The sequence below is a fragment of the Kitasatospora sp. NPDC007106 genome, assembly GCF_040634455.1.
Lineage (GTDB): Bacteria > Actinomycetota > Actinomycetes > Streptomycetales > Streptomycetaceae > Kitasatospora > Kitasatospora arboriphila.
The window spans coordinates 1-18,047 of record NZ_JBEYFP010000077.1; the positions used below are offsets into that span (position 1 = coordinate 1).

Sequence of the window (18,047 nt, forward strand, 5' to 3'; positions counted from 1 at the left end):
CCCCGCGGTGCGGGGGCGGCCCTTCGCCGTGCCTCACGGCTCCTGCGGGAGCAGCAGCCAGAGCGCCAGGTAGATCAGGAACTGCGGGCCGGGCAGCAGGCAGGACAGCAGGAAGATGATCCGCACGGTCCACGGGGCGAGGCCGAAGCGCTTGGCCAGCCCGGCGCAGACGCCGGCGATGACGCGGTTGTGGCGGGGGCGGGCGAGCGTGCTCATGGGGTGACTCCCGGGTCGCGGGCCCGGTCCGGTCCGTCCGGCGGGCATGTGTCCATCGTGCTCGGCCGGGCCGCCGGAAACGTCAGCCCCGATAGTGATCCACGCCCCTGACCTCTCACCGGGGCGGCGGACGCCGCTCTCAGGGTCGCCCTCAGGGCCGCCCCCGAGACGCACAGCCGGCCGGCGGTGCCGACGGGCCCGTGGGGGAGGCGCATTCGGGCCCATGAGCAACGGCTTGCCGGGTCGCGGGCGGCTGCGTGGGCTCCGCCGGCGGCGGGTCCGCGGCGCGGGAGCGGCGTTACCGGGCCGGGCCGGAGTCGAGTCCGCTCGCACGGGCCCGGGCGCCGACGTGTTGCCGTGTCGCGGACAGCTCTGTGGGCGCCGTCGGCGGCAGGTCCACGGTGGGGAAACGGTGCTGCCGGGCCTGGGTGGCAGCCGAGTTCGCTCGCACGGGCCCGCGGGGGCAGCTCGTCCGGGTTCGGAACCAAGGCGTGGCGCCGGGTCGCGGGCGGCCGCGTGGGCTCTGCCGGCGGCGGGTCCGCGGCGCGGGAGCGGGGTTACCGGGACGCGGCCGCCGGCCGTGCCGCGCGGGTGTCACCGGACGGTGGGGCTGCCCGGGGTGGTGAGGCGGCCCAGCGGGGAGGCCGGGGAGGCGAGTTCGTAGGTGCGGTGGTGCGGCTGCGCGGCCGGGAGGGCGGCGCGGCGCCGGCGGCGGGCCCGCAGCCGGAGCAGGGCGCGGGCGGCCGGCACCAGCAGCAGGTGGCAGGCGGCCGCACCGGCCGTGCCGAGGATGATGTCGTCGACGTTCAGCACGTGGCCCGGGGTCCAGCTCTTCAGGATCTCCAGCCCGGTCGCCAGCAGGGCGGCCCCGCCGACGGTGCGCAGGAAGGACGGCAGCACGGGAGTGCGCAGCCGGCCGACCGCGATCGGCAGCAGCACCCCGAACGGGGCGAGCGGCAGGATGCCGGCCGCGAGCTGCCGGGCCCCGGCGTAGCCGCCGAGCGCGAGCGCCCGGTCGACGGAGGCCAGCGGGGTCAGGTTGGCCGGGTAGGTCCAGTTCACCGCGTTGGGCGTCAGCACCAGCCAGGCGAGCAGCACCGCATAGCCGGCCAGCAGGAGCCGTGCGGTCGTCCGCAGCGTGCGGCAGGCCTCCGGCGGCTGGGTCCGACCGGTCGGCCCGGTGTCCTCGATCGGGTCGTCCCCGGCCGCTGCGCCGGTGCGGGTGGTGGTGCCATGTCGGTGCACAACCGGGTGGACGCGGTCTCGGCCGCGGACGGTTCCACCGCCCCGGCCCGGGCGGCTCAGGGGCAGTGCGAGGCCGAAGCGCTCGGCGTCGGCGTGACGCTGAACAGCGGCGCCGGGCTCTTCGCCGCGACGGACGGCGCGCCGGTCGGGGCCGGCGAGGCCGCCGTCGGCGTGGCCGCCCGCGGCACCTGCACGGGGCTCGGGCAGGCCGTGCGGCTGGCGGGCGCCCCGGCGTCCACCGGGACCGCCGTCGGCCGGATGCCGCAGCCGGCGGCGGCTCCGGCCAGCAGGACCAGTGCCGCCGCCCTCCGTACCGCGCTCACTGTGCGTCCTCCTGGCTGGGTGGGGTGTGCGGCAGGGTCAGGGTGAAGACCGCGCCGCTTTCCCCGTTGGCGGCCGTGATGGTGCCGCCGTGGATCTGTGCATTGGCCATCGCGATGGACAGCCCGAGGCCGCTGCCCTCGGAGCGGGCCCGCCCCTTGTCGGCCTTGTAGAAGCGGTCGAAGACGTGCGGCAGCACCTCCTCGGGGATGCCCGGCCCGCTGTCGCGGACCTCGACGACCACCCGGTCGCCCTCCTGCCGGACGACGACCCGGACGGGAGAGCCGCCGTGCTTGAGGGCGTTGCCGATCAGGTTCGCGAAGACGACGTCCAGCCGGCGCGGGTCGGCCATCAGCCGGATGCCGCGCGGCGCGTCCACCTCGACGGCGTCGTACCAGGCCCGGCCGTCGATGCAGGACATGATCAGGTCGGCTATGTCCACCTCGTCGGCGACCAGCTTGGCGGTGCCGGCGTCGAAGCGGGTCACCTCCATGAGGTTCTCCACCAGGTCGGACAGCCGCCGGGTCTCGCTGACCACCAGGCGCACCGCGGGCTCGATCATCGGGTCCAGCGAGTCCGCCTCGTCCTCCAGGATGTCGGTGACGGCGGTCATCGCGGTGAGCGGGGTGCGCAGTTCGTGCGACATGTCGGCCACGAAGCGGCGGCTCTGCGCCTCGCGGGCGCTCAACTCCTCGACCTGGTGCGACAGCGACTCCGCGGTGCGGTTGAACGTCCGGGCGAGGTCCGCGAGTTCGTCGCCGCCCTCGACCTCCAGCCGGGTGTCCAGCTTGCCCTCGCCGAGCCGCCGGGCGGCCTCGCCGAGCCGGCGCACCGGCCGCAGCACGGTCGAGGAGGCGGCCTGCGCCAGCAGCGCCGAGCCGATCAGCGCCAGCAGCGTGGCGATCGCCAGCGACCAGCCCAGCGTGTTGAGATCGGCCCGCTCGTCCTCCAGCGACTTGAACATGTACGCCGTCGGGCCGGAGGGCACCACCTTCGTCCCGCCGACCAGGAACGGCCGGTTGCCCAGGTTCACCCGCTGCCAGTACAGGTGGTACGGGTACTGGTTGCCCGCGCCGACCTCCCGCTGGGCGGCCACCGCCCGCTGCAGCGCCTGCGGCACGTCCTGCAGGGTGAACCGCGACGGGTCGGTGGAGACCGCGCACCCCGGCTGCGCCGGATCGGTCACCACCACGTCGTAGTTGAGCCCGGACGAGGCCACCTGCTGCGCCAGGTAGGCGAGTTCCGGGCAGGTGGACTCCAGCGGCAGGTCGGAGACGTTCCGGGTCAGCGACACCCGGAAGTCGTTCAGCGCGGTGTCCTGGGCGCGCTTGAGGACGGCGTCGCGGTTCAGCCAGTACGCGATGCCGGACGCCGACACCGCGGTGATCAGCGCGACCGCGGCGAACACGGCGATCAGGCGGACCCTGAGCGAGCGCAGCCGCCGCCAGGGACGGCGGCGGCGCGGCGGGGTCTGGGGGTCAGTCAACAGGTCTCACAGACGGGAACGGGAACAGGCGGTCGGCCGGGGCGGTCACTGCATCGGCGGGTCGAGCCGGTAGCCGACCCCGCGCACGGTGCGGATCAGCGTCGGCGCGGACGGCACGTCCTCGACCTTGGCCCGCAGCCGCTGCACGCAGGCGTCCACCAGCCGGGAGTCGCCCAGGTAGTCGTGCTCCCACACCAGCCGCAGCAGCTGCTGCCGGGACAGCGCCTGGCCGGGCCGGCGGCTCAGCTCCAGCAGCAGCCGCAGCTCGGTCGGGGTGAGCTGCAGGTCCTGGCCGTCCTTGGTGACGGTCATCGCCGAGCGGTCGATGACCAGGCTGCCGTAGGTGGAGGAGTCCGAGGACTCGCGTTCTCCCCGGCGCAGCACGGCCCGGATCCGGGCGTCCAGGACGCGCGGCTGGACCGGCTTGACGACGTAGTCGTCGGCGCCGGACTCCAGGCCCACCACCACGTCGATGTCGTCGGAGCGCGCGGTGAGCAGGATGATCGGCAGCTGGTCGGTCCGGCGGATGCGACGGCACACCTCGAAGCCGTCGATGCCGGGCAGCATGACGTCCAGGACGATGAGGTCCGGACGCTGCTCCTTGAACAGCTTCAGGCCGTCCTCGCCCGAGGCAGCGGTGGCCACGCGGTGGCCCTGGCGGGTGAGGGCGAGTTCGAGGCCGGTCCGGATGGCGTCGTCGTCCTCGATCAGAAGCAGGAAAGGCACGGGCTCATTCTGGCCCACCCGGGGCCACAGATCACCCACCCGGGTGGTTGCTGAACGGTCGCGGGAACCGGAGGCGCCGGTTCGGGCGTCCGGGCGGGTGTGACAGCGGTGTGCCCGGACGCCCCGGGCGCTGTGACAGCCCTGTGACAGTCGGCGGACACCGCCATGACGACGGGCGGGCAGGATTTTCCTTGTCGCCGGGAACGACCGGGTGAGAACCGGGAGGAACGGCGACGGGGAACCGCACGTACCGACCATGGGGGCGCACGATGAACGCAACGCTTCTGACCCGCAACGCGGCCGTCCGCGCAGCGCGTTCGACCGCGAACCCGCGGACCAGGTACGAGGTGCGGACCGACGAGACTTCCGGTGCCGTGATCGTACGGGGGTGCGCACACCGCACCGGAGCCCACCGCCCCAACGGCGGCGGGCACGGGGGGGAGCTGTACGGGATCGGCCACCGGGGGAACGCGGCCGACAGCAGCTCGACCATGACGCTCCGGGGGATCCTCCCGGTGGGTCAGGGTCGGGCCATCCCGACGGGGGAAGGCCTGCGCGGCACCGGCTCGGGGGAGCCGGACGCCCGCCAGGCCGCAGGCACCACGCTGCTGCGGCTCACCCCCGCGGCGGCCGGTGCCGAGGACGGTCGACAGGGAGGCGCGCAGGGGGAGTGCTCGCCCGAGGCGGCGGACCGCATCGCGGAGTTCACCGCATACGTGCGCGAGCGCCGCGCCTCCCTGTACGCCACCGCGTACCACCTCACCGGTGACCGCTACGAGGCCGAGGACCTGCTGCAGAGCGCGCTCTTCAGCACCTACCGCGCCTGGGACCGGATCGCCGACAAGGCCGCGGTCGGGGGCTACCTCCGCCGCACCATGACCAACCTGCACATCTCCGCCTGGCGGCGCCGCAAGGTCAACGAGTACCCGACCGAGGAGCTGCCGGAGACGGCCGGCGACACCGACGCGATGGGCGGCACCGAGCTGCGCACCGTGCTCTGGCAGGCGCTGGCCAAGCTGCCGGAGAACCAGCGGACCATGCTGGTGCTCCGCTACTACGAGGGCCGCACCGACCCGGAGATCGCCGACATCCTCGGCATCAGCGTCGGCACCGTCAAGAGCAGCATCTGGCGCGCGCTGCGCCGGCTGCGCGACGACGAGCAGCTCAACCGGACGGGCGACACCGTGCACGCCTTCGGCGAGCTGGTCGCCTGACCGCACACCACAGGACTCCCGTCGGGGGACGGGTGAAGGGGTCGCGGAAGCGCGGATGGCCTACTCGGGGGAGTGGCCGCCGACGGGGGAAGCCCGCAGCCCCGCAACAGCAGGAGCCCGGTGCCGGGGAGAGGCACCGGGCTCCTGTGCGTCCGCCCGGGCACGCTCAGAGCGCCAGCCGCAGCTGGAGCCAGGCCGACAGCCGGTCGTCCGGGTGCTCCAGGTCCAGGCCGAACAGTTGCCCGGCCCGCCGCAGCCGGTACTTCAGCGTGTTCGGATGTACGCCGACCCGCTCCGCCGCGGTCGCCACCGAGCCCACGGCGTCCAGCCACGCCGCCACCGACCGGGCGTACTCCGTGCGGTGCTCCCGGTCGTGCGCCAGCATCGCCTCCACCGCCGGGTGCCGCAGCTCCGGGCGCCGGGCCAGCTCGTCGGCGACCTTGGCCAGCAGCACCCGGGCGTGGACGTCGGTCAGGCTGGCGACCGCGGCGCACCCGGGATCCGCGGAGATCACCCGCAGTACGTCGTCCACCTCGGCCCGGAGCGCCGGCACCGCCTCCAGATCCTCCGCCGGCCGGCTCACGGCGGCCCGCACCAGCCCGCCGCCGCTCGGCCCGAGCGCCGCCACCGCCTGCTCCGCCAGCCGGCGCGCGGCCGCCGGTCCGACCTCGGCGAGCAGCACGTAGACCGTCCGGCCGACGGCGGCCACCGCCGCCTCCCCGTGCACGGCTGCCCAGTGCCGCGCCGCCGCCGCGGCGAGCCGCACCACCGAGGGCGGCTCGTCGGCCGGCAGCCGCAGCGGGGTCAGCCCGACCAGCACCAGCCGCGGCCGTTCCGGCAGCCCCAGCGCGTACCGCAGGTCCGCGGTGCGCCCGCCGCCGTGCAGTGCGTCGCGCAGTCCGTCCTCCCGCGCCCGCAGTTCCAGTTCCTGTGCGCTGCGGCGGCGCAGGATGTGCAGCGCGGCCAGCCGGGCGCCGTCGCGCATCGCCCGCTCGCCGGCCGGGTCCAGGCCGTCCGGGCCCTCGATCGCCCAGATGGTGCCGAGCGGCAGGTCGCCCGCCCGGATCGCCACGGCAGCCCGGGGCAGCTCGTCCTCGGCGAGGGTCGGCAGCCGCATCACGCCGGGCGCGGCCAGCACCTCCCGGTACTGGGCCGGCTGCTCGGCCTGGTCCGGCACCCGGCGCTCCAGGATGCCGCGCCGCCGGAGCTCGTCGATCCGCTGGTCGGGCAGCGCGGAGTAGGCGAGCACCCGCCGGTCCAGATCCTCGACCGCCACCGATCCGCCGGTCACCGCGGCGATGGCGTTGGCCAGCGCGAACAGCTCCTCGCTCGTGCCCTCCATTGGCGATTGCGCATCATCCATGTCCCGACCCTAGGCGATTGCGCCAAAGACGTCCGCCCGGGCCGCCGCCACGATGGCTGTGCACCGCAGCCCACCCCCGGAAGGGGCACCATGCAGGACCAGCTGATCGGCCTTTTCCCGCCCGGCACCGAACTCGACGACGACGGCGCCCTGGTGATCGCCGGCTGTCCGGTGGCCGAACTCGCGGAGACGTACGGCACCCCGGCGCTGATCGTGGACGAGGGCGCCCTGCGCGCCCGGGCCCGCGCGTACGCCGACGGCCTCGCCGCCCGCTGGCCGAACTCCCGGGTCACCTTCGCCTCCAAGGCCTTCCCGTGCACCGCCGTCTACCGGGCCCTCACCGAGGAGGGCCTCGGCATCGACGTGGCGAGCGGCGGCGAACTGACCCTCGCCGTGGCCGGCGGAGCCGACCCGGCCGGCCTGGTCGTGCACGGCAACGCCAAGACCTCCGAGGAACTGCGGATGGCCGTCGACGCCGGTGCCGGGCTGATCGTGGTCGACAACTTCGACGACATCGACCGTCTGGAGCTGATCCTCGCCGAACGGCCCGGCCGCGAGCAGGGCGTCCTCGTCCGGGTCACCCCCGACATCCGCCCGGACACCCACGAGGCCGTCTCCACCGGCCAGGCCGGCTCCAAGTTCGGGCTGCTGCTGCCCGAGGCCCGCGAGGCGATCGCCCGGCTGCGTGGCAGCGACCGGTTGCGCCTGGACGGCGTCCACGTGCACGTCGGCTCGCAGATCATGGACACCAAGCCGTTCGAGCAGGCCGTCGAGGCGGTCGCCGGGCTCGGCACGTTCGACGTCTACGACCTCGGCGGCGGCCTCGGCGCCCGCTACACGTACCGGGACAGCCCGCCGAGCGTGGACGAGTACCTCGACGCCCTCGTCGACAGCGCCCGCGGCACCCTGCCCGCTGCCGCCCGCATCCTGATCGAGCCCGGCCGCTCGATGACCGCCGAGGCAGGCGTCTCGCTCTACCGGGTGGTCACCGTCAAGCACGGCCGCCCGACCTTCGTCGCGGTCGACGGCGGCATGGGCGACAACCTCGAAGTCTCGCTCTACCAGCAGCGGTTCGAGGCCACCGTGGCCACCCGGGTGGGCGGCGGCGGGCCCGTCCGGCTGGTCGGCCGGCACTGCGAGTCCGGCGACGTGCTCAGTGCGGGCGTCCCGCTGCGCGACCCCCGCCCCGGCGACCTGATCGCCGTCCCCGTCACCGGCGCGTACACCTACGCGCTCGGCAACAACTACAACGGCGCCCGCCGGCCCCCGGTCGTCTTCTGCCGCGACGGCCGCCACCGCGCCGTGGTGCGCCGGGAGACGTACGGCGACCTACTCCGCCGCGACCTGGACTGACCCGACCCCCCACCCCCGTACGAGAGGTCCACCATGGCATCGGACGTGACGCTCCGCCGGCAACTCCTCAGACGCAAGCCGGTCGGTGCCCTCCAGGGCGGCGGCGAACTGCGCCGCACCGTCGGCCTGTTCCAGCTCACCATGATCGGCATCGGGGCCACCATCGGCACCGGGATCTTCTTCACCCTGGACTCGGCGGTGCCGGAGGCCGGCCCGGCCGTCGTGCTCTCCTTCGTGATCGGCGCCGTCACCGCCGCCCTCACCGCCTTGTGCTACGCCGAACTCGCCTCCGCCGTGCCGGTCTCCGGCTCCTCGTACTCCTACGCCTACGCCACCCTGGGCGAGTTCGCCGGCTACGCGGTCGGCTGGTGCCTGCTGCTGGAGTACGCCGTCTCCGGCGCGGCGATCGCGGTGAGCTGGGGCCAGTACCTCAACGACCTCACCGAGCGGCTGTTCGGCTTCCAGCTGCCGCAGGCGATCGCGGCCCCGCCCGGCGCCGGCGGCTGGGTCAACCTGCCCGGCGCCGTCCTGGTGCTGCTCTGCTGCCTGCTGCTGGTCCGCGGGGCGAAGCAGTCCGCGCTGGTCAACACCGTGATGGTGCTGGTCAAGCTGGCCGTGCTGGCGCTCTTCGTGGTGGTCGGCGCGACCGGGTTCCACGCCGCCAACCTGCACCCGTTCGCGCCGATGGGCACGGCCGGGATCGGCGCCGCCGCCTCCACGGTGTTCTTCTCCTTCATCGGCCTGGACGCCGTCTCCACCGCCGGCGAGGAGGTGAAGAACCCCCGCCGCACGCTGCCGCTGGCGATCGTCGGCGCGCTGCTGGTGGTCACCGCCGTGTACGTGCTGGTCGCCCTGGTCGGTGTCGGCGCCCAGCCGTGGACGGCCTTCGGCGGGCAGGAGGCCGGCCTGTCGGCGATCCTCACCCGGGTGACCGGGGCGGGCTGGCCCGGGCTGCTGCTCTCGGCCGGCGCCGTGCTCTCCATCGTCAGCGTCGTCCTCGTGGTCCTCTACGGGCAGACCCGGATCCTGTACACGATGAGCCGGGACGGCATGCTGCCGGAGCTGTTCCGGCGGGTCGGCCCGCGCAGCGGCACCCCGGTCGCCGGCACCGCCGTCGTCGGCGCCCTGGTCGCGGTGCTCGCCGCCGTCGTCCCGCTGGACGTCCTCGCCGACCTGACCAGTCTGGGCACCCTGGTCGCCTTCGCCGTGGTCTCCCTGGGCGTGCTGATCCTCCGGCGCACCGCCCCCGACCTGGAGCGCGGCTTCCGGGTGCCCGGCCACCCGGTGGTGCCCCTGCTGTCCGTCGCTTTCTGCGGCTACCTGCTGTACGGGTTGCCGGCGGACACCTGGCTGCTGTTCGCGGTGTGGCTGGCCCTGGCCGTGGCCGTCTACCTCGGCTACAGCCGGCACCACTCCGCGCTGCAGCAGGCCGACCGGGCCGAGGCCGGGCCGGTGCTCACCGGTACGGCGCCCTGACCGGTGCGGCTCCCCGGGCGCCCGGTCAGGCCGCGACGCGGACCGGCCGGACGTCCGCCACCGCACGCACCCGCCGCTCGGCCTCCGGGCCGGCGCAGGCGTGCGCGCCGAGGGCGGTCTGGCGGGACACGATGCCGCGCTCGGCACGCATCAGCCGCCAGCCGCGCCGCAGCAGGTAGGGCACCGACTTGCGGCCCTCGCGGACGTCCCGGCGGAAGCGCCGCCAGGCCGTGGTGGACGGGCGGTTGCGCAGGCACAGCGCGTCGCCGAGCAGCCCCTCGGCCTCGCAGCGGCCGACCAGCTCGGCGGCGAAGATGCCCTCCGCGACGAACGCGGCCGCGCCGCCTAGGTCGAACGGGCGGACCCCCACCCGGCCGTTGTCCGGGATCGAGTACACCGGGACGTCCGCACGGCCGTCCTCGACCAGCGCCCGGATGACCGCCATCGCCTGCTCGGCGTGCCAGGAGGCGGGCGAGTCCCAGTCCGTGCCGCCGTCGTCCGGCAGCTGCGGCAGCGTCGGGTCGTCGCCGTCCTTGTAGAAGTCGTCGAGCTGGAGCACGGGCAGGCCGGTGCGCTCGGCGAGGGAGGACTTCCCCGATCCGGAGGGTCCCGACAGCAGGATGACGCGGGCGCGCTGGATCGGCGCCGGGTTCAGCGGGGTGTCACTCACGGGACACCAGTCTGACGCATCACCGGCGTTCACCGGTACCGCCGGGACGCCCCCGGGCCAATCTCACACGGACCTCCGGGGGGCGCCGTCAGACCGACCCGTCCACCGGGCCGCCCAGGGCGAGCCGGGTGGTCACCAGGTAACGGCTGTGCACCTGGACGAACACCGCCGCGCCGCCGTCCGGCGGCAGGTAGCCGGTGGCCGCCCAGTCCTGGTCGAACCAGTCCGCCGGCTCCGGGTCGCGGTGCTCACCGCCGAGCCCGAACTCCAGCCACGGGTGCCGGCGGGAGCCGAAGGCGGCGGTGGGCCGGCCCGGGGTGAACAGCAGGCTCCCGTTCTCGAACGCGGCCGGCCAGCCCGGGCGCTCGGAGCGCACCGAGCACGGGATGCGGGTCGGCAGTCCGGCCATCAGCCGCCGGCGCGCCCGCCGTGCGCGCAGCGCCCGCAGCGGCCCGTCCCCGAACAGAACCGCCAGGTCGGCGGCCAACTCCCACATCGTTTCGTCCTTCCGGTCGTTCCTGCCCGGTTGGACTCGCGGAGGGGCCCGGCCAGTTGCCCGCCGACCGGCCGGAACCCGCAACGACGAAAGTGGGACCCGCACCCCCGGTCGGGAGGGTGCGGATCCCACTTTCGTCGCGGCCCGGTGGTCAGATGCCCATCGGGTGCCAGACCGTCTTGGTCTCCAGGAAGGAGGTCAGCCGCTTGGTGCCCGGCTGCTGGGTCCAGTCCGCGGCGGCCGGGTCGGCGGCCGGCCGCAGGACGCGCTTGAGGGTCTCGGCGGCGGCGGCCTCCAGGGCGGCGGGCGAGCCCGGACCGTCCTGGTGCACCGCGCCGGTCAGGTCGAGACCGTTGACGTCCTGGTGGGACGCCAGCGTGGGGGCGATGTCGGCCGTGCGGCCGGACAGCACGTTGACCACACCGCCGGGCAGGTCGGAGGTGGCGAGCACCTCGCCCAGCGACAGCGCCGGCAGCGGCGCCTCGGCGGCGGCCGCGACCACGGCGGTGTTGCCGGTGGCGATCACCGGGGCGATCACCGACACCAGGCCGAGGAAGGAGAAGCCGTGGCCGGCCTGCGGCGCCAGCACGCCGACCACACCGGTCGGTTCGGGCGTCGACAGGTTGAAGTACGGGCCGGCGACCGGGTTGGCGTTGCCGGCGACCTGGGCGACCTTGTCCGTCCAGCCCGCGTACCAGACCCAGCGGTCGATCGCGGCGTCCACCAGCGAGGCGGCCTTCTTGACGCCCAGGCCCTCGGCGGCGGCGACCTCGGCGGCGAACTGCTCGCGGCGGCCCTGCAGCATCTCGGCGACCCGGTACAGCACCTGGCCGCGGTTGTACGCGGTGGTGCCGGACCAGCCCTTGACCGCGGCGCGCGCGGCCACGACGGCGTCCCGGGTGTCCTTGCGGGTGCCGAGCGGGGCGTTGCCGAGCCACTGGCCCTTGGAGTCGGTCACCTCGTACACCCGCCCGCTCTCGGACCGCGGGAACTTCCCGCCGACGTACAGCTTGTAGGTCTTGAGGACGTCAAGACGCAGTGCCACATCAGACATCGAGGTAGGCCTCCAGACCGTGTCGGCCACCCTCGCGGCCGTAACCCGACTCCTTGTAGCCGCCGAACGGCGAGGCCGGGTCGAACTTGTTGAAGGTGTTGGCCCAGACCACACCGGCCTTGAGCCGGCTCGCCGTCCACAGGATGCGCGAGCCCTTCTCCGTCCAGATGCCGGCGGAGAGGCCGTACGGGGTGTTGTTGGCCTTCTCGACCGCCTCGGCGGGGGTGCGGAAGGTCAGCACCGACAGCACCGGGCCGAAGATCTCCTCACGGGCGATCCGGTGGGCCTGCGAGACGCCGGTGAACAGGGTCGGGCGGAACCAGTAGCCGGTGCCCGGCAGGTCGCAGGAGGGCGACCAGCGCTCGGCGCCCTCGGCCTCGCCGGCGTCGGTCAGCTCGGTGATCCGGGACAGCTGCGCCGAGGAGTTGATGGCGCCGATGTCGGTGTTCTTGTCCAGCGGGTCGCCGACCCGCAGGGTCGACATCCGGCGCTTGAGCGCCTCCAGGAACTCGTCCTGGACCGACTCCTGGACGAGCAGCCGGGAGCCCGCGCAGCAGACGTGGCCCTGGTTGAAGAAGATGCCGTTGACGATGCCCTCGACGGCCTGGTCGATCGGCGCGTCGTCGAAGACGATGTTCGCGGCCTTGCCGCCGAGCTCCAGCGAGAGCTTGGTGCGGGTGCCGGCCAGCTGCCGGGCGATCGAGCGGCCGACCGGGGTGGAGCCGGTGAAGGCGACCTTGTCCACGTCCGGGTGGGCGGTCAGCGCGGCGCCGGTGCGGCCGTCGCCGGTGACGATGTTGACGACGCCCTTCGGCAGGCCCGCCTGGCGGCAGATCTCGGCGAAGCGCAGCGCGGTCAGCGGGGTGGTCTCGGCCGGCTTGAGGACGACCGTGTTGCCGGTGGCCAGCGCCGGGGCGATCTTCCACGCCAGCATCATCAGCGGGAAGTTCCACGGGATGACCTGTGCGGCGACGCCGACCGGCCGCGGGTTGGGGCCGTAGCCCGCGTAGTCCAGCTTGTCCGCCCAGCCCGCGTAGTAGAAGAACCACGCGGCGACCATCGGCACGTCGAAGTCGCGGGTCTCGCGGATCGGCTTGCCGTTGTCGATCGACTCCAGCACGGCCAGCTCGCGGGAGCGCTCCTGGACGATCCGGGCGATCCGGAACAGGTACTTGGCGCGCTCGCTGCCCGGCAGCGCCGACCAGTCGGCGAAGGCCTTGCGGGCGGCGGCGACCGCGCGGTCGACGTCCTCCCCGGTGCCCTGCGCGAACTCCGCCAGCACCTGCTCGGTGGCCGGGTTGACGGTCTTCAGCGCCTCGCTGCCGGAGGAGTCGACGAACTCGCCGCCGATGAAGTGGCCGTAGGAGGTCGCGATGTCGCCGGCCGCGGCCGGGGACTCCGGGGCGGGGGCGTAGGTGAAGAGGCCGCCGCGGGGGGCCTGCGCCACGGGCGCGTCGGTCTTCTTGGTGTTCTTGGCCATCTGTCTCAGTCCACCGTCACGTAGTCAGGGCCGGAGTACCGTCCGGTGGTCAGCTTCTGGCGCTGCATCAGCAGGTCGTTGAGCAGGCTGGAGGCGCCGAAGCGGAACCAGTGCGGGCTCAGCCAGTCGTCGCCCAGCGTCTCGTTGACCATCACCAGGTACTTCATGGCGTCCTTGGTGGTCTTGATGCCGCCGGCCGGCTTCACGCCGATCTGCACGCCGGTCGCGGCGCGGAAGTCGCGGACCGCCTCCAGCATCAGCAGGGTCACCGGGGGAGTGGCGTTCACCGCGACCTTGCCGGTGGACGTCTTGATGAAGTCCGCGCCGGCCAGCATCGCCAGCCAGGAGGCGCGGCGGACGTTGTCGTACGTCTGCAGCTCGCCGGTCTCGAAGATCACCTTGAGGTGGGCGGAGGTGCCGTCGGGACGCCGGCAGGCCTCCTTGACCGCGGTGATCTCGTTGAAGACGTCCAGGTAGCGCCCGGACAGGAAGGCGCCGCGGTCGATCACCATGTCGATCTCGTCGGCGCCGGCGGCGACCGCGTCCACCGTGTCGGCGAGCTTCACCGGCAGGGCCGCGCGGCCGGCCGGGAAGGCGGTGGCGACCGAGGCGACCTGGATGTCGGTGCCGCGCAGCGCCTCCTTGGCGGTGGCGACCATGTCCGGGTAGACGCAGATCGCCGCGACCCGCGGAGCCGTCGGGTCGGACGGGTCGGGGTTCCGGCCCTTGGTGCACAGCGAGCGCACCTTGCCGACCGTGTCCGCGCCTTCCAGCGTGGTCAGGTCGATCATCGAGATCGCCAGGTCGATGGCGTACGCCTTCGCCGTGGTCTTGATCGAACGGGTGCCGAGGGTGGCGGCGCGAGCCTCCAGGCCGACCTGGTCGACGCCGGGCAGGCCGTGCAGGAAGCGGCGGAGCGAGGCCTCGGACGCCGCGACGTCCGCGAGGCCGCTGCCCGCAGCGCCGGGGGCGTGGGCTGCAAGAGTGGACATAGTCACCAGACCAGCATATCTACGCGCGTAGCGATCCGCTAGGGAGGGGCTGTTTTCGATGCCGGACCGAGATGTGGCGCCCCACCGCCCCCGGACGCCCCCGAGGGCCGGGAAGAATGCCCTGGTGACCTCCGCAGCCGAACAGCCCGCACCCCGCAAGAAGACCGGCCGGCGCCCCGGCGGCGCGGACACCCGGCGGACGGTGCTGGAGGCCGCCCGGGCCGAGTTCGCCGCCCTCGGCTACCAGAAGGCGAGCATGCGGGCGATCGCCCGGGCCGCCGGCGTCGACGCCGCCCTGCTGCACCACTACTTCGGCAGCAAGGACAAGCTCTTCCTGGCCGCCCTGGAATTCCCCGTCGACCCGCGGCTGATCGTCGACCAGGTACTGGCCGGCGACCGCGCGCAGGTCGGCGAACGCGTCGCCCGGTTCGTCCTCGCCCTGTGGGAACAGCCGACCGTCCGCGACCGGCTGCTCGCCGTCCTGCGGACGGCCGCCGCCTCCGAGGAGGTCGCCGCGCTGATGCGCGGCTTCATGGTCACCGAGGTGGTCTCCCGGGTCGCCGTCGGCCTCGACGTGCCGCAGCCGGAACTCCGCGTCGAACTGGTGATGTCGCAGATCCTCGGCCTCGCCATGGCCCGCTACGTGATCGCCGTCGAACCGCTGGCCTCCGCCCCGGGCGAGGACCTGCTGCCGCTGCTGGCCCGCGCGGTCCAGGGGTACCTCGTCGAGACCTGAGGCCTTCCTCTCCGAGGGGGCAGGCAGGCCGGGGGTGCTGGGGCACCTCCCGGCCGAAGGCTGGGGCGGAACTGCGCAGTCCGGGAGCGGGCGTCGTGACGGCATCGGGGTGCCCCTGATTCGCCAGTGAGCCGTATCCGAGTTGCGCAGTTCCCCGCGCCCCCTGGGGTTTTCTACGGCTCCAGGAGGCCGAGGGTGGTGGCGAAGGCAGTGAAGGTGGGGGCGGCGACCCGCCAGGTGTATTCGCGGGGGTTGGTCCAGATGTCGCTGCCCACCACCCGGGGGTCGGCCGGGTCGGTGCGGTAGTCGAGGGCGAGGGCGGTGTCGTCCCCGGCGGTGCGGGCGACCGCGATGAGTACGGCCCGTTCGGCGTCCAGCCACGGCAGTTCGACCGGGTCGGCGGCGGTGCTGCCGCGGGCCTGCCGGAAGAGCGGGCCGAGGTCCTCGCCCGAGAGGTCGTCGAGCGAGGCGGACTGGCGCCGCACCGCCGCCACGTCGGGCAGCAGCTCCACCGGGTCGGCGAACCAGGGCAGGGCGGCCGCGAGTGCTTCGTCGCCCGGGTGTCGCCAGCGGCCGTCGGCGATCAGGTCGAGCAGCAGTTGCGGCAGCGGCAGCCCCCGCACGGTGCCGGGGGCCTCCCGGTCGGTCCCGGTCGGCAGGGCGGCGTCGGTGGGGTCGGCGGCGGTGTCGTCGGAGGGCGGGGCGGGGGCGTCCGGTGCGGTCACGCGCCCACCCTGCTGGTCGGCGGGCCCGTTGTCCATGCCCGGGCCGCCCCGGGCCGCCCCGGTCCACCGCGCGACATCCCGAGCGACATCCCGAGCGACACCGTGCGGCACCCCGAGCCGTCGTGCCGGGTCTCTTGACGGCCGGGGTGCGGAACGCAAAACTCATCGCATGATGAATTCTGAGGCGGGGCCCGGCCCCGCGATCCGGACCGCCGGCCTCACCGTGGTCCGCGGCGGCCGCCCCGTCCTGCACGGCCTCGACCTGGAGATCCCGCGCGGATCGGTCACCGGACTGCTCGGCCCCAGCGGGTGCGGCAAGACCACCCTGCTCCGCTCGGTCGTCGGCGTGCAGCGCACCGCCGGCGGCACCGTCGAGGTGCTCGGCCGCCCGGCCGGGGACGCCGCGCTGCGCCACCGCGTCGGCTACGTCACCCAGGCGCCCTCCGTCTACGCCGACCTCACCGTCACCGAGAACCTCGCCTACTTCGCCGCCGTCCTCGGCGCACCGAAGGGCGACCCGGACCGGGTGATCCGCCAGGTCGGCCTGACCGGCCACGAGAACGACCCCGCCGGGAGGCTCTCCGGCGGCCAGCGCGCCCGCGTCTCGCTCGCCGCGGCCCTGCTCGGCGCCCCGGAGCTCCTCGTCCTGGACGAGCCCACCGTCGGCCTCGACCCGGTGCTGCGCCAGGACCTCTGGCAGCTCTTCCGCGGCCTCGCCGAGGAGGGCGCCACCCTGCTGGTCTCCAGCCACGTCATGGACGAGGCCACCCGCTGCGACCGCCTGCTGCTGATGCGCGACGGCCGGCTGCTCGCCCACGACACCCCCGCCGCCCTGCTCGCCGCCACCGGGGCGGCCGACATCGACAGCGCCTTCCTCCGCCTGGTCGAGGACACCCCCCGCACCGCCGACACCGTGGAGACCGGCCGATGAACACCCGGCGCACCCTCGCCACCGCCCGCCGCGTCCTCGCCCAGCTGCGCCACGACCCGCGCACCCTCGCGATGCTGCTCGTCGTCCCCTGCGTCCTGCTGACCCTGCTGCGCTACATGTACGACGGGCAGCCGGACACCTTCGACCGGATCGGACCGGCCCTGCTCGGGGTCTTCCCGCTGCTGGTGATGTTCCTGGTCACCTCGGTCGCCATGCTGCGCGAGCGCACCTCCGGCACCCTGGAGCGGCTGCTCACCATGCCGCTCGGCAAGCTGGACCTGCTGCTCGGCTACGCCCTCGCCTTCGGCCTGGTCGCCCTCGTCCAGGCGGCGCTCGCCTCCGCGCTGACCATCGGCCTGCTCGGCCTCGACGTCGCCGGTCCGACCTGGCTGCTGTTCGCCGTCGCGGTCGGCGACGGCCTGCTCGGCATGGCACTCGGCCTGCTGGTCTCCGCGTTCGCCGCCACCGAGTTCCAGGCCGTGCAGTTCCTGCCCGCCGTGCTGCTGCCGCAGTTCCTGCTCTGCGGCCTGTTCGTGCCCCGCGAGCAGATGGCGGACGTGCTGCGCTGGGCCTCCGACGTGATGCCGCTCTCGTACGCGGTCGACGCGATGGGCCGGCTCACCGTGCACAGCGGTGTCGGCAGCGAGGTGGTCACGGACCTCGCGGTGATCGCCGGCTGCGCGCTGCTGGCCCTCGGCCTCGGCGCGGCCACCCTCCGCCGCCGCACCCCCTGACCCGGCGCGGCGGACGCACGCCGCGCCGCGCCGCCGAACCGGCCCCGGTCCGGCGGCGCCCGCCGTGACCCGGGGGAATCCGGCGGCCGGGGTCCCTGGGGCGGACGGGTCCCATGCGGCAGAATCGTCCCCATGACCGAATCCGACGGCACGCCCCACCCGGGTCCCGCCGCCCCCGAGGAGCCGCAGTACGCCGACCGCGTCTACCGCTCCGGCCCGGGCATCATCTCCGGTGTCCTGCTGCTCGCCGTGGCCGCCTGGCTGATCGGCGACGCCGTGATCTCCGGCACCGGCCGCACGCCCTGGGTGGCGCTCGCCGCCGCGCCGGTCTTCGTCTTCCCGGTGATCGCCTACACGCTGCGCCCCGCGGTGTACGCCAACGAGCGCCGGCTGCTCGTCCGCAACCCGCTGCGCAGCGTCCACGCGCCGTGGTCGCAGGTGGAGGGGCTGCGGTCGGGGTACTCGGTCGAGCTGTTCGCCGGCGGGCACAAGTACCAGGTCTGGGCGGTGCCGGTGTCGATCCGCCAGCGGAAGGCGGCGAGCCGCCGGGCGATGCGGGTCGCCAAGGACGGCACGCCGTCGGCGCCGCTGCGGCCGGGCGAGAACGACCCGACCCGGGCCTGGTCCGACCAGGTCGTCGGGAACCTGCAGGAGCTGGCCGAGCGGTGCGCCGGCCGGCCCGAGGCCAAGGGCGAGGTGACCGTCAGCTGGTGCTGGTGGGTGATCGTGCCGACCGTGGCCGGCCTGATCGCGCTGATCACCCTGATCGTCGCAGGCTGACGCCCGCGTCGTACGGACGCACGGGCCCCCGCCGACCCGAGAGGTCGGC

At 74.4% G+C, this 18,047-nt stretch carries 19 protein-coding genes; 7 read left to right on the forward strand and 12 right to left on the reverse strand.

The window, feature by feature from the left end:
• Positions 1-33: 33 nt before the first annotated feature.
• The 5 genes from ABZ641_RS10540 to ABZ641_RS10560 all read right to left on the reverse strand — a co-directional run bounded on the left by ABZ641_RS10540 (position 34) and on the right by ABZ641_RS10560 (position 3,994).
• Positions 34-216, reverse strand: coding sequence for a PspC domain-containing protein (locus ABZ641_RS10540; protein WP_263105051.1), 183 nt, complete (start codon positions 214-216; stop codon positions 34-36).
• 594 nt (positions 217-810) lie between these two features.
• The gene (locus ABZ641_RS10545) at positions 811-1,461 is read right to left on the reverse strand and encodes a VanZ family protein (RefSeq protein WP_344622124.1); all 651 of its coding nucleotides are present in this window, start codon (positions 1,459-1,461) and stop codon (positions 811-813) included.
• Between the two features lie 56 nt (positions 1,462-1,517).
• Positions 1,518-1,784 (reverse strand): hypothetical protein, encoded by a 267-nt coding sequence (locus ABZ641_RS10550; RefSeq protein ID WP_344622123.1) that lies wholly within the window; start codon positions 1,782-1,784, stop codon positions 1,518-1,520.
• On the reverse strand, positions 1,781-3,268 hold the full coding sequence (locus tag ABZ641_RS10555; protein ID WP_344622122.1) for a HAMP domain-containing sensor histidine kinase: 1,488 nt from the start codon (positions 3,266-3,268) through the stop codon (positions 1,781-1,783). Before ABZ641_RS10555 ends, ABZ641_RS10550 begins: the two co-directional genes overlap by 4 nt.
• A 45-nt stretch (positions 3,269-3,313) precedes the next feature.
• Positions 3,314-3,994: a response regulator transcription factor gene (locus tag ABZ641_RS10560; protein WP_344622121.1), complete on the reverse strand. Its 681-nt coding sequence runs from the start codon at positions 3,992-3,994 to the stop codon at positions 3,314-3,316.
• Between the two features lie 551 nt (positions 3,995-4,545).
• Between ABZ641_RS10560 and ABZ641_RS10565 the strand changes: the two genes are divergently transcribed.
• Positions 4,546-5,208: a SigE family RNA polymerase sigma factor gene (locus ABZ641_RS10565; protein ID WP_344622193.1), complete on the forward strand. Its 663-nt coding sequence runs from the start codon at positions 4,546-4,548 to the stop codon at positions 5,206-5,208.
• 166 nt (positions 5,209-5,374) lie between these two features.
• Here ABZ641_RS10565 and ABZ641_RS10570 read toward each other — a convergent pair whose 3' ends face one another.
• Entirely contained in the window at positions 5,375-6,571 is a 1,197-nt protein-coding gene (locus ABZ641_RS10570) for a helix-turn-helix domain-containing protein (RefSeq protein ID WP_359980730.1), read from the reverse strand.
• A gap of 90 nt (positions 6,572-6,661) precedes the next feature.
• On the opposite strand from ABZ641_RS10570, the gene lysA reads away from it, so the two are divergent.
• A complete protein-coding gene (gene lysA, locus ABZ641_RS10575) occupies positions 6,662-7,924 on the forward strand; it encodes a diaminopimelate decarboxylase (RefSeq protein ID WP_344622119.1) in 1,263 nt (420 codons plus the stop codon).
• Between the two features lie 33 nt (positions 7,925-7,957).
• Complete coding sequence (locus tag ABZ641_RS10580; RefSeq protein ID WP_344622118.1) at positions 7,958-9,400, forward strand: amino acid permease; 1,443 nt, start codon at positions 7,958-7,960, stop codon at positions 9,398-9,400.
• Between the two features lie 25 nt (positions 9,401-9,425).
• Here ABZ641_RS10580 and ABZ641_RS10585 read toward each other — a convergent pair whose 3' ends face one another.
• The 5 genes from ABZ641_RS10585 to deoC all read right to left on the reverse strand — a co-directional run bounded on the left by ABZ641_RS10585 (position 9,426) and on the right by deoC (position 14,092).
• The gene (locus tag ABZ641_RS10585; RefSeq protein WP_344622117.1) at positions 9,426-10,070 is read right to left on the reverse strand and encodes an ATP-binding protein; all 645 of its coding nucleotides are present in this window, start codon (positions 10,068-10,070) and stop codon (positions 9,426-9,428) included.
• Positions 10,071-10,158: 88 nt separating this feature from the next.
• Positions 10,159-10,566: a hypothetical protein gene (locus ABZ641_RS10590; RefSeq protein WP_344622116.1), complete on the reverse strand. Its 408-nt coding sequence runs from the start codon at positions 10,564-10,566 to the stop codon at positions 10,159-10,161.
• A gap of 151 nt (positions 10,567-10,717) precedes the next feature.
• A complete protein-coding gene (locus tag ABZ641_RS10595) occupies positions 10,718-11,620 on the reverse strand; it encodes an aldehyde dehydrogenase family protein (protein WP_359980738.1) in 903 nt (300 codons plus the stop codon).
• Positions 11,613-13,100 carry an aldehyde dehydrogenase family protein gene (locus tag ABZ641_RS10600; RefSeq protein ID WP_344622114.1) on the reverse strand — a complete coding sequence of 496 codons (1,488 nt, stop codon included), beginning with the start codon at positions 13,098-13,100 and terminating at the stop codon, positions 11,613-11,615. The genes ABZ641_RS10595 and ABZ641_RS10600 overlap by 8 nt, the downstream gene beginning before the upstream one ends.
• A gap of 5 nt (positions 13,101-13,105) precedes the next feature.
• Positions 13,106-14,092 carry a deoxyribose-phosphate aldolase gene (gene deoC / locus ABZ641_RS10605; RefSeq protein ID WP_344622192.1) on the reverse strand — a complete coding sequence of 329 codons (987 nt, stop codon included), beginning with the start codon at positions 14,090-14,092 and terminating at the stop codon, positions 13,106-13,108.
• Positions 14,093-14,216: 124 nt separating this feature from the next.
• On the opposite strand from deoC, the gene ABZ641_RS10610 reads away from it, so the two are divergent.
• Positions 14,217-14,828, forward strand: coding sequence for a TetR family transcriptional regulator (locus ABZ641_RS10610; RefSeq protein ID WP_359980741.1), 612 nt, complete (start codon positions 14,217-14,219; stop codon positions 14,826-14,828).
• A 173-nt stretch (positions 14,829-15,001) separates the two neighbouring features.
• Here the strand turns inward: ABZ641_RS10610 and ABZ641_RS10615 are convergent, their stop codons facing one another.
• Positions 15,002-15,553 carry a hypothetical protein gene (locus ABZ641_RS10615; protein WP_359980744.1) on the reverse strand — a complete coding sequence of 184 codons (552 nt, stop codon included), beginning with the start codon at positions 15,551-15,553 and terminating at the stop codon, positions 15,002-15,004.
• Positions 15,554-15,722: 169 nt separating this feature from the next.
• On the opposite strand from ABZ641_RS10615, the gene ABZ641_RS10620 reads away from it, so the two are divergent.
• The 3 genes from ABZ641_RS10620 (at position 15,723) to ABZ641_RS10630 (ending at position 17,998) form a co-directional block, all read left to right on the forward strand.
• Positions 15,723-16,484 carry an ABC transporter ATP-binding protein gene (locus ABZ641_RS10620; protein WP_344622111.1) on the forward strand — a complete coding sequence of 254 codons (762 nt, stop codon included), beginning with the start codon at positions 15,723-15,725 and terminating at the stop codon, positions 16,482-16,484.
• On the forward strand, positions 16,481-17,218 hold the full coding sequence (locus ABZ641_RS10625; protein ID WP_344622110.1) for an ABC transporter permease: 738 nt from the start codon (positions 16,481-16,483) through the stop codon (positions 17,216-17,218). Before ABZ641_RS10620 ends, ABZ641_RS10625 begins: the two co-directional genes overlap by 4 nt.
• 132 nt (positions 17,219-17,350) lie before the next feature.
• Positions 17,351-17,998 carry a PH domain-containing protein gene (locus ABZ641_RS10630; protein ID WP_344622109.1) on the forward strand — a complete coding sequence of 216 codons (648 nt, stop codon included), beginning with the start codon at positions 17,351-17,353 and terminating at the stop codon, positions 17,996-17,998.
• Positions 17,999-18,047 lie beyond the last annotated feature (49 nt).

Bases quoted from the DNA above. Each gene is read 5' to 3' on its own strand.
- ABZ641_RS10590 (WP_344622116.1), bottom strand. From the start codon at position 10,566: ATGTGGGAGTTGGCCGCCGACCTGGCGGTTCTGTTCGGGGACGGGCCG.
- lysA (WP_344622119.1), top strand. From the start codon at position 6,662: ATGCAGGACCAGCTGATCGGCCTTTTCCCGCCCGGCACCGAACTCGAC.
- ABZ641_RS10570 (WP_359980730.1), bottom strand. From the start codon at position 6,571: ATGGATGATGCGCAATCGCCAATGGAGGGCACGAGCGAGGAGCTGTTC.
- ABZ641_RS10540 (WP_263105051.1), bottom strand. From the start codon at position 216: ATGAGCACGCTCGCCCGCCCCCGCCACAACCGCGTCATCGCCGGCGTC.
- ABZ641_RS10630 (WP_344622109.1), top strand. From the start codon at position 17,351: ATGACCGAATCCGACGGCACGCCCCACCCGGGTCCCGCCGCCCCCGAG.
- ABZ641_RS10580 (WP_344622118.1), top strand. From the start codon at position 7,958: ATGGCATCGGACGTGACGCTCCGCCGGCAACTCCTCAGACGCAAGCCG.
- ABZ641_RS10625 (WP_344622110.1), top strand. From the start codon at position 16,481: ATGAACACCCGGCGCACCCTCGCCACCGCCCGCCGCGTCCTCGCCCAG.
- ABZ641_RS10595 (WP_359980738.1), bottom strand. From the start codon at position 11,620: ATGTCTGATGTGGCACTGCGTCTTGACGTCCTCAAGACCTACAAGCTG.
- ABZ641_RS10620 (WP_344622111.1), top strand. From the start codon at position 15,723: ATGATGAATTCTGAGGCGGGGCCCGGCCCCGCGATCCGGACCGCCGGC.
- ABZ641_RS10600 (WP_344622114.1), bottom strand. From the start codon at position 13,100: ATGGCCAAGAACACCAAGAAGACCGACGCGCCCGTGGCGCAGGCCCCC.
- deoC (WP_344622192.1), bottom strand. From the start codon at position 14,092: ATGTCCACTCTTGCAGCCCACGCCCCCGGCGCTGCGGGCAGCGGCCTC.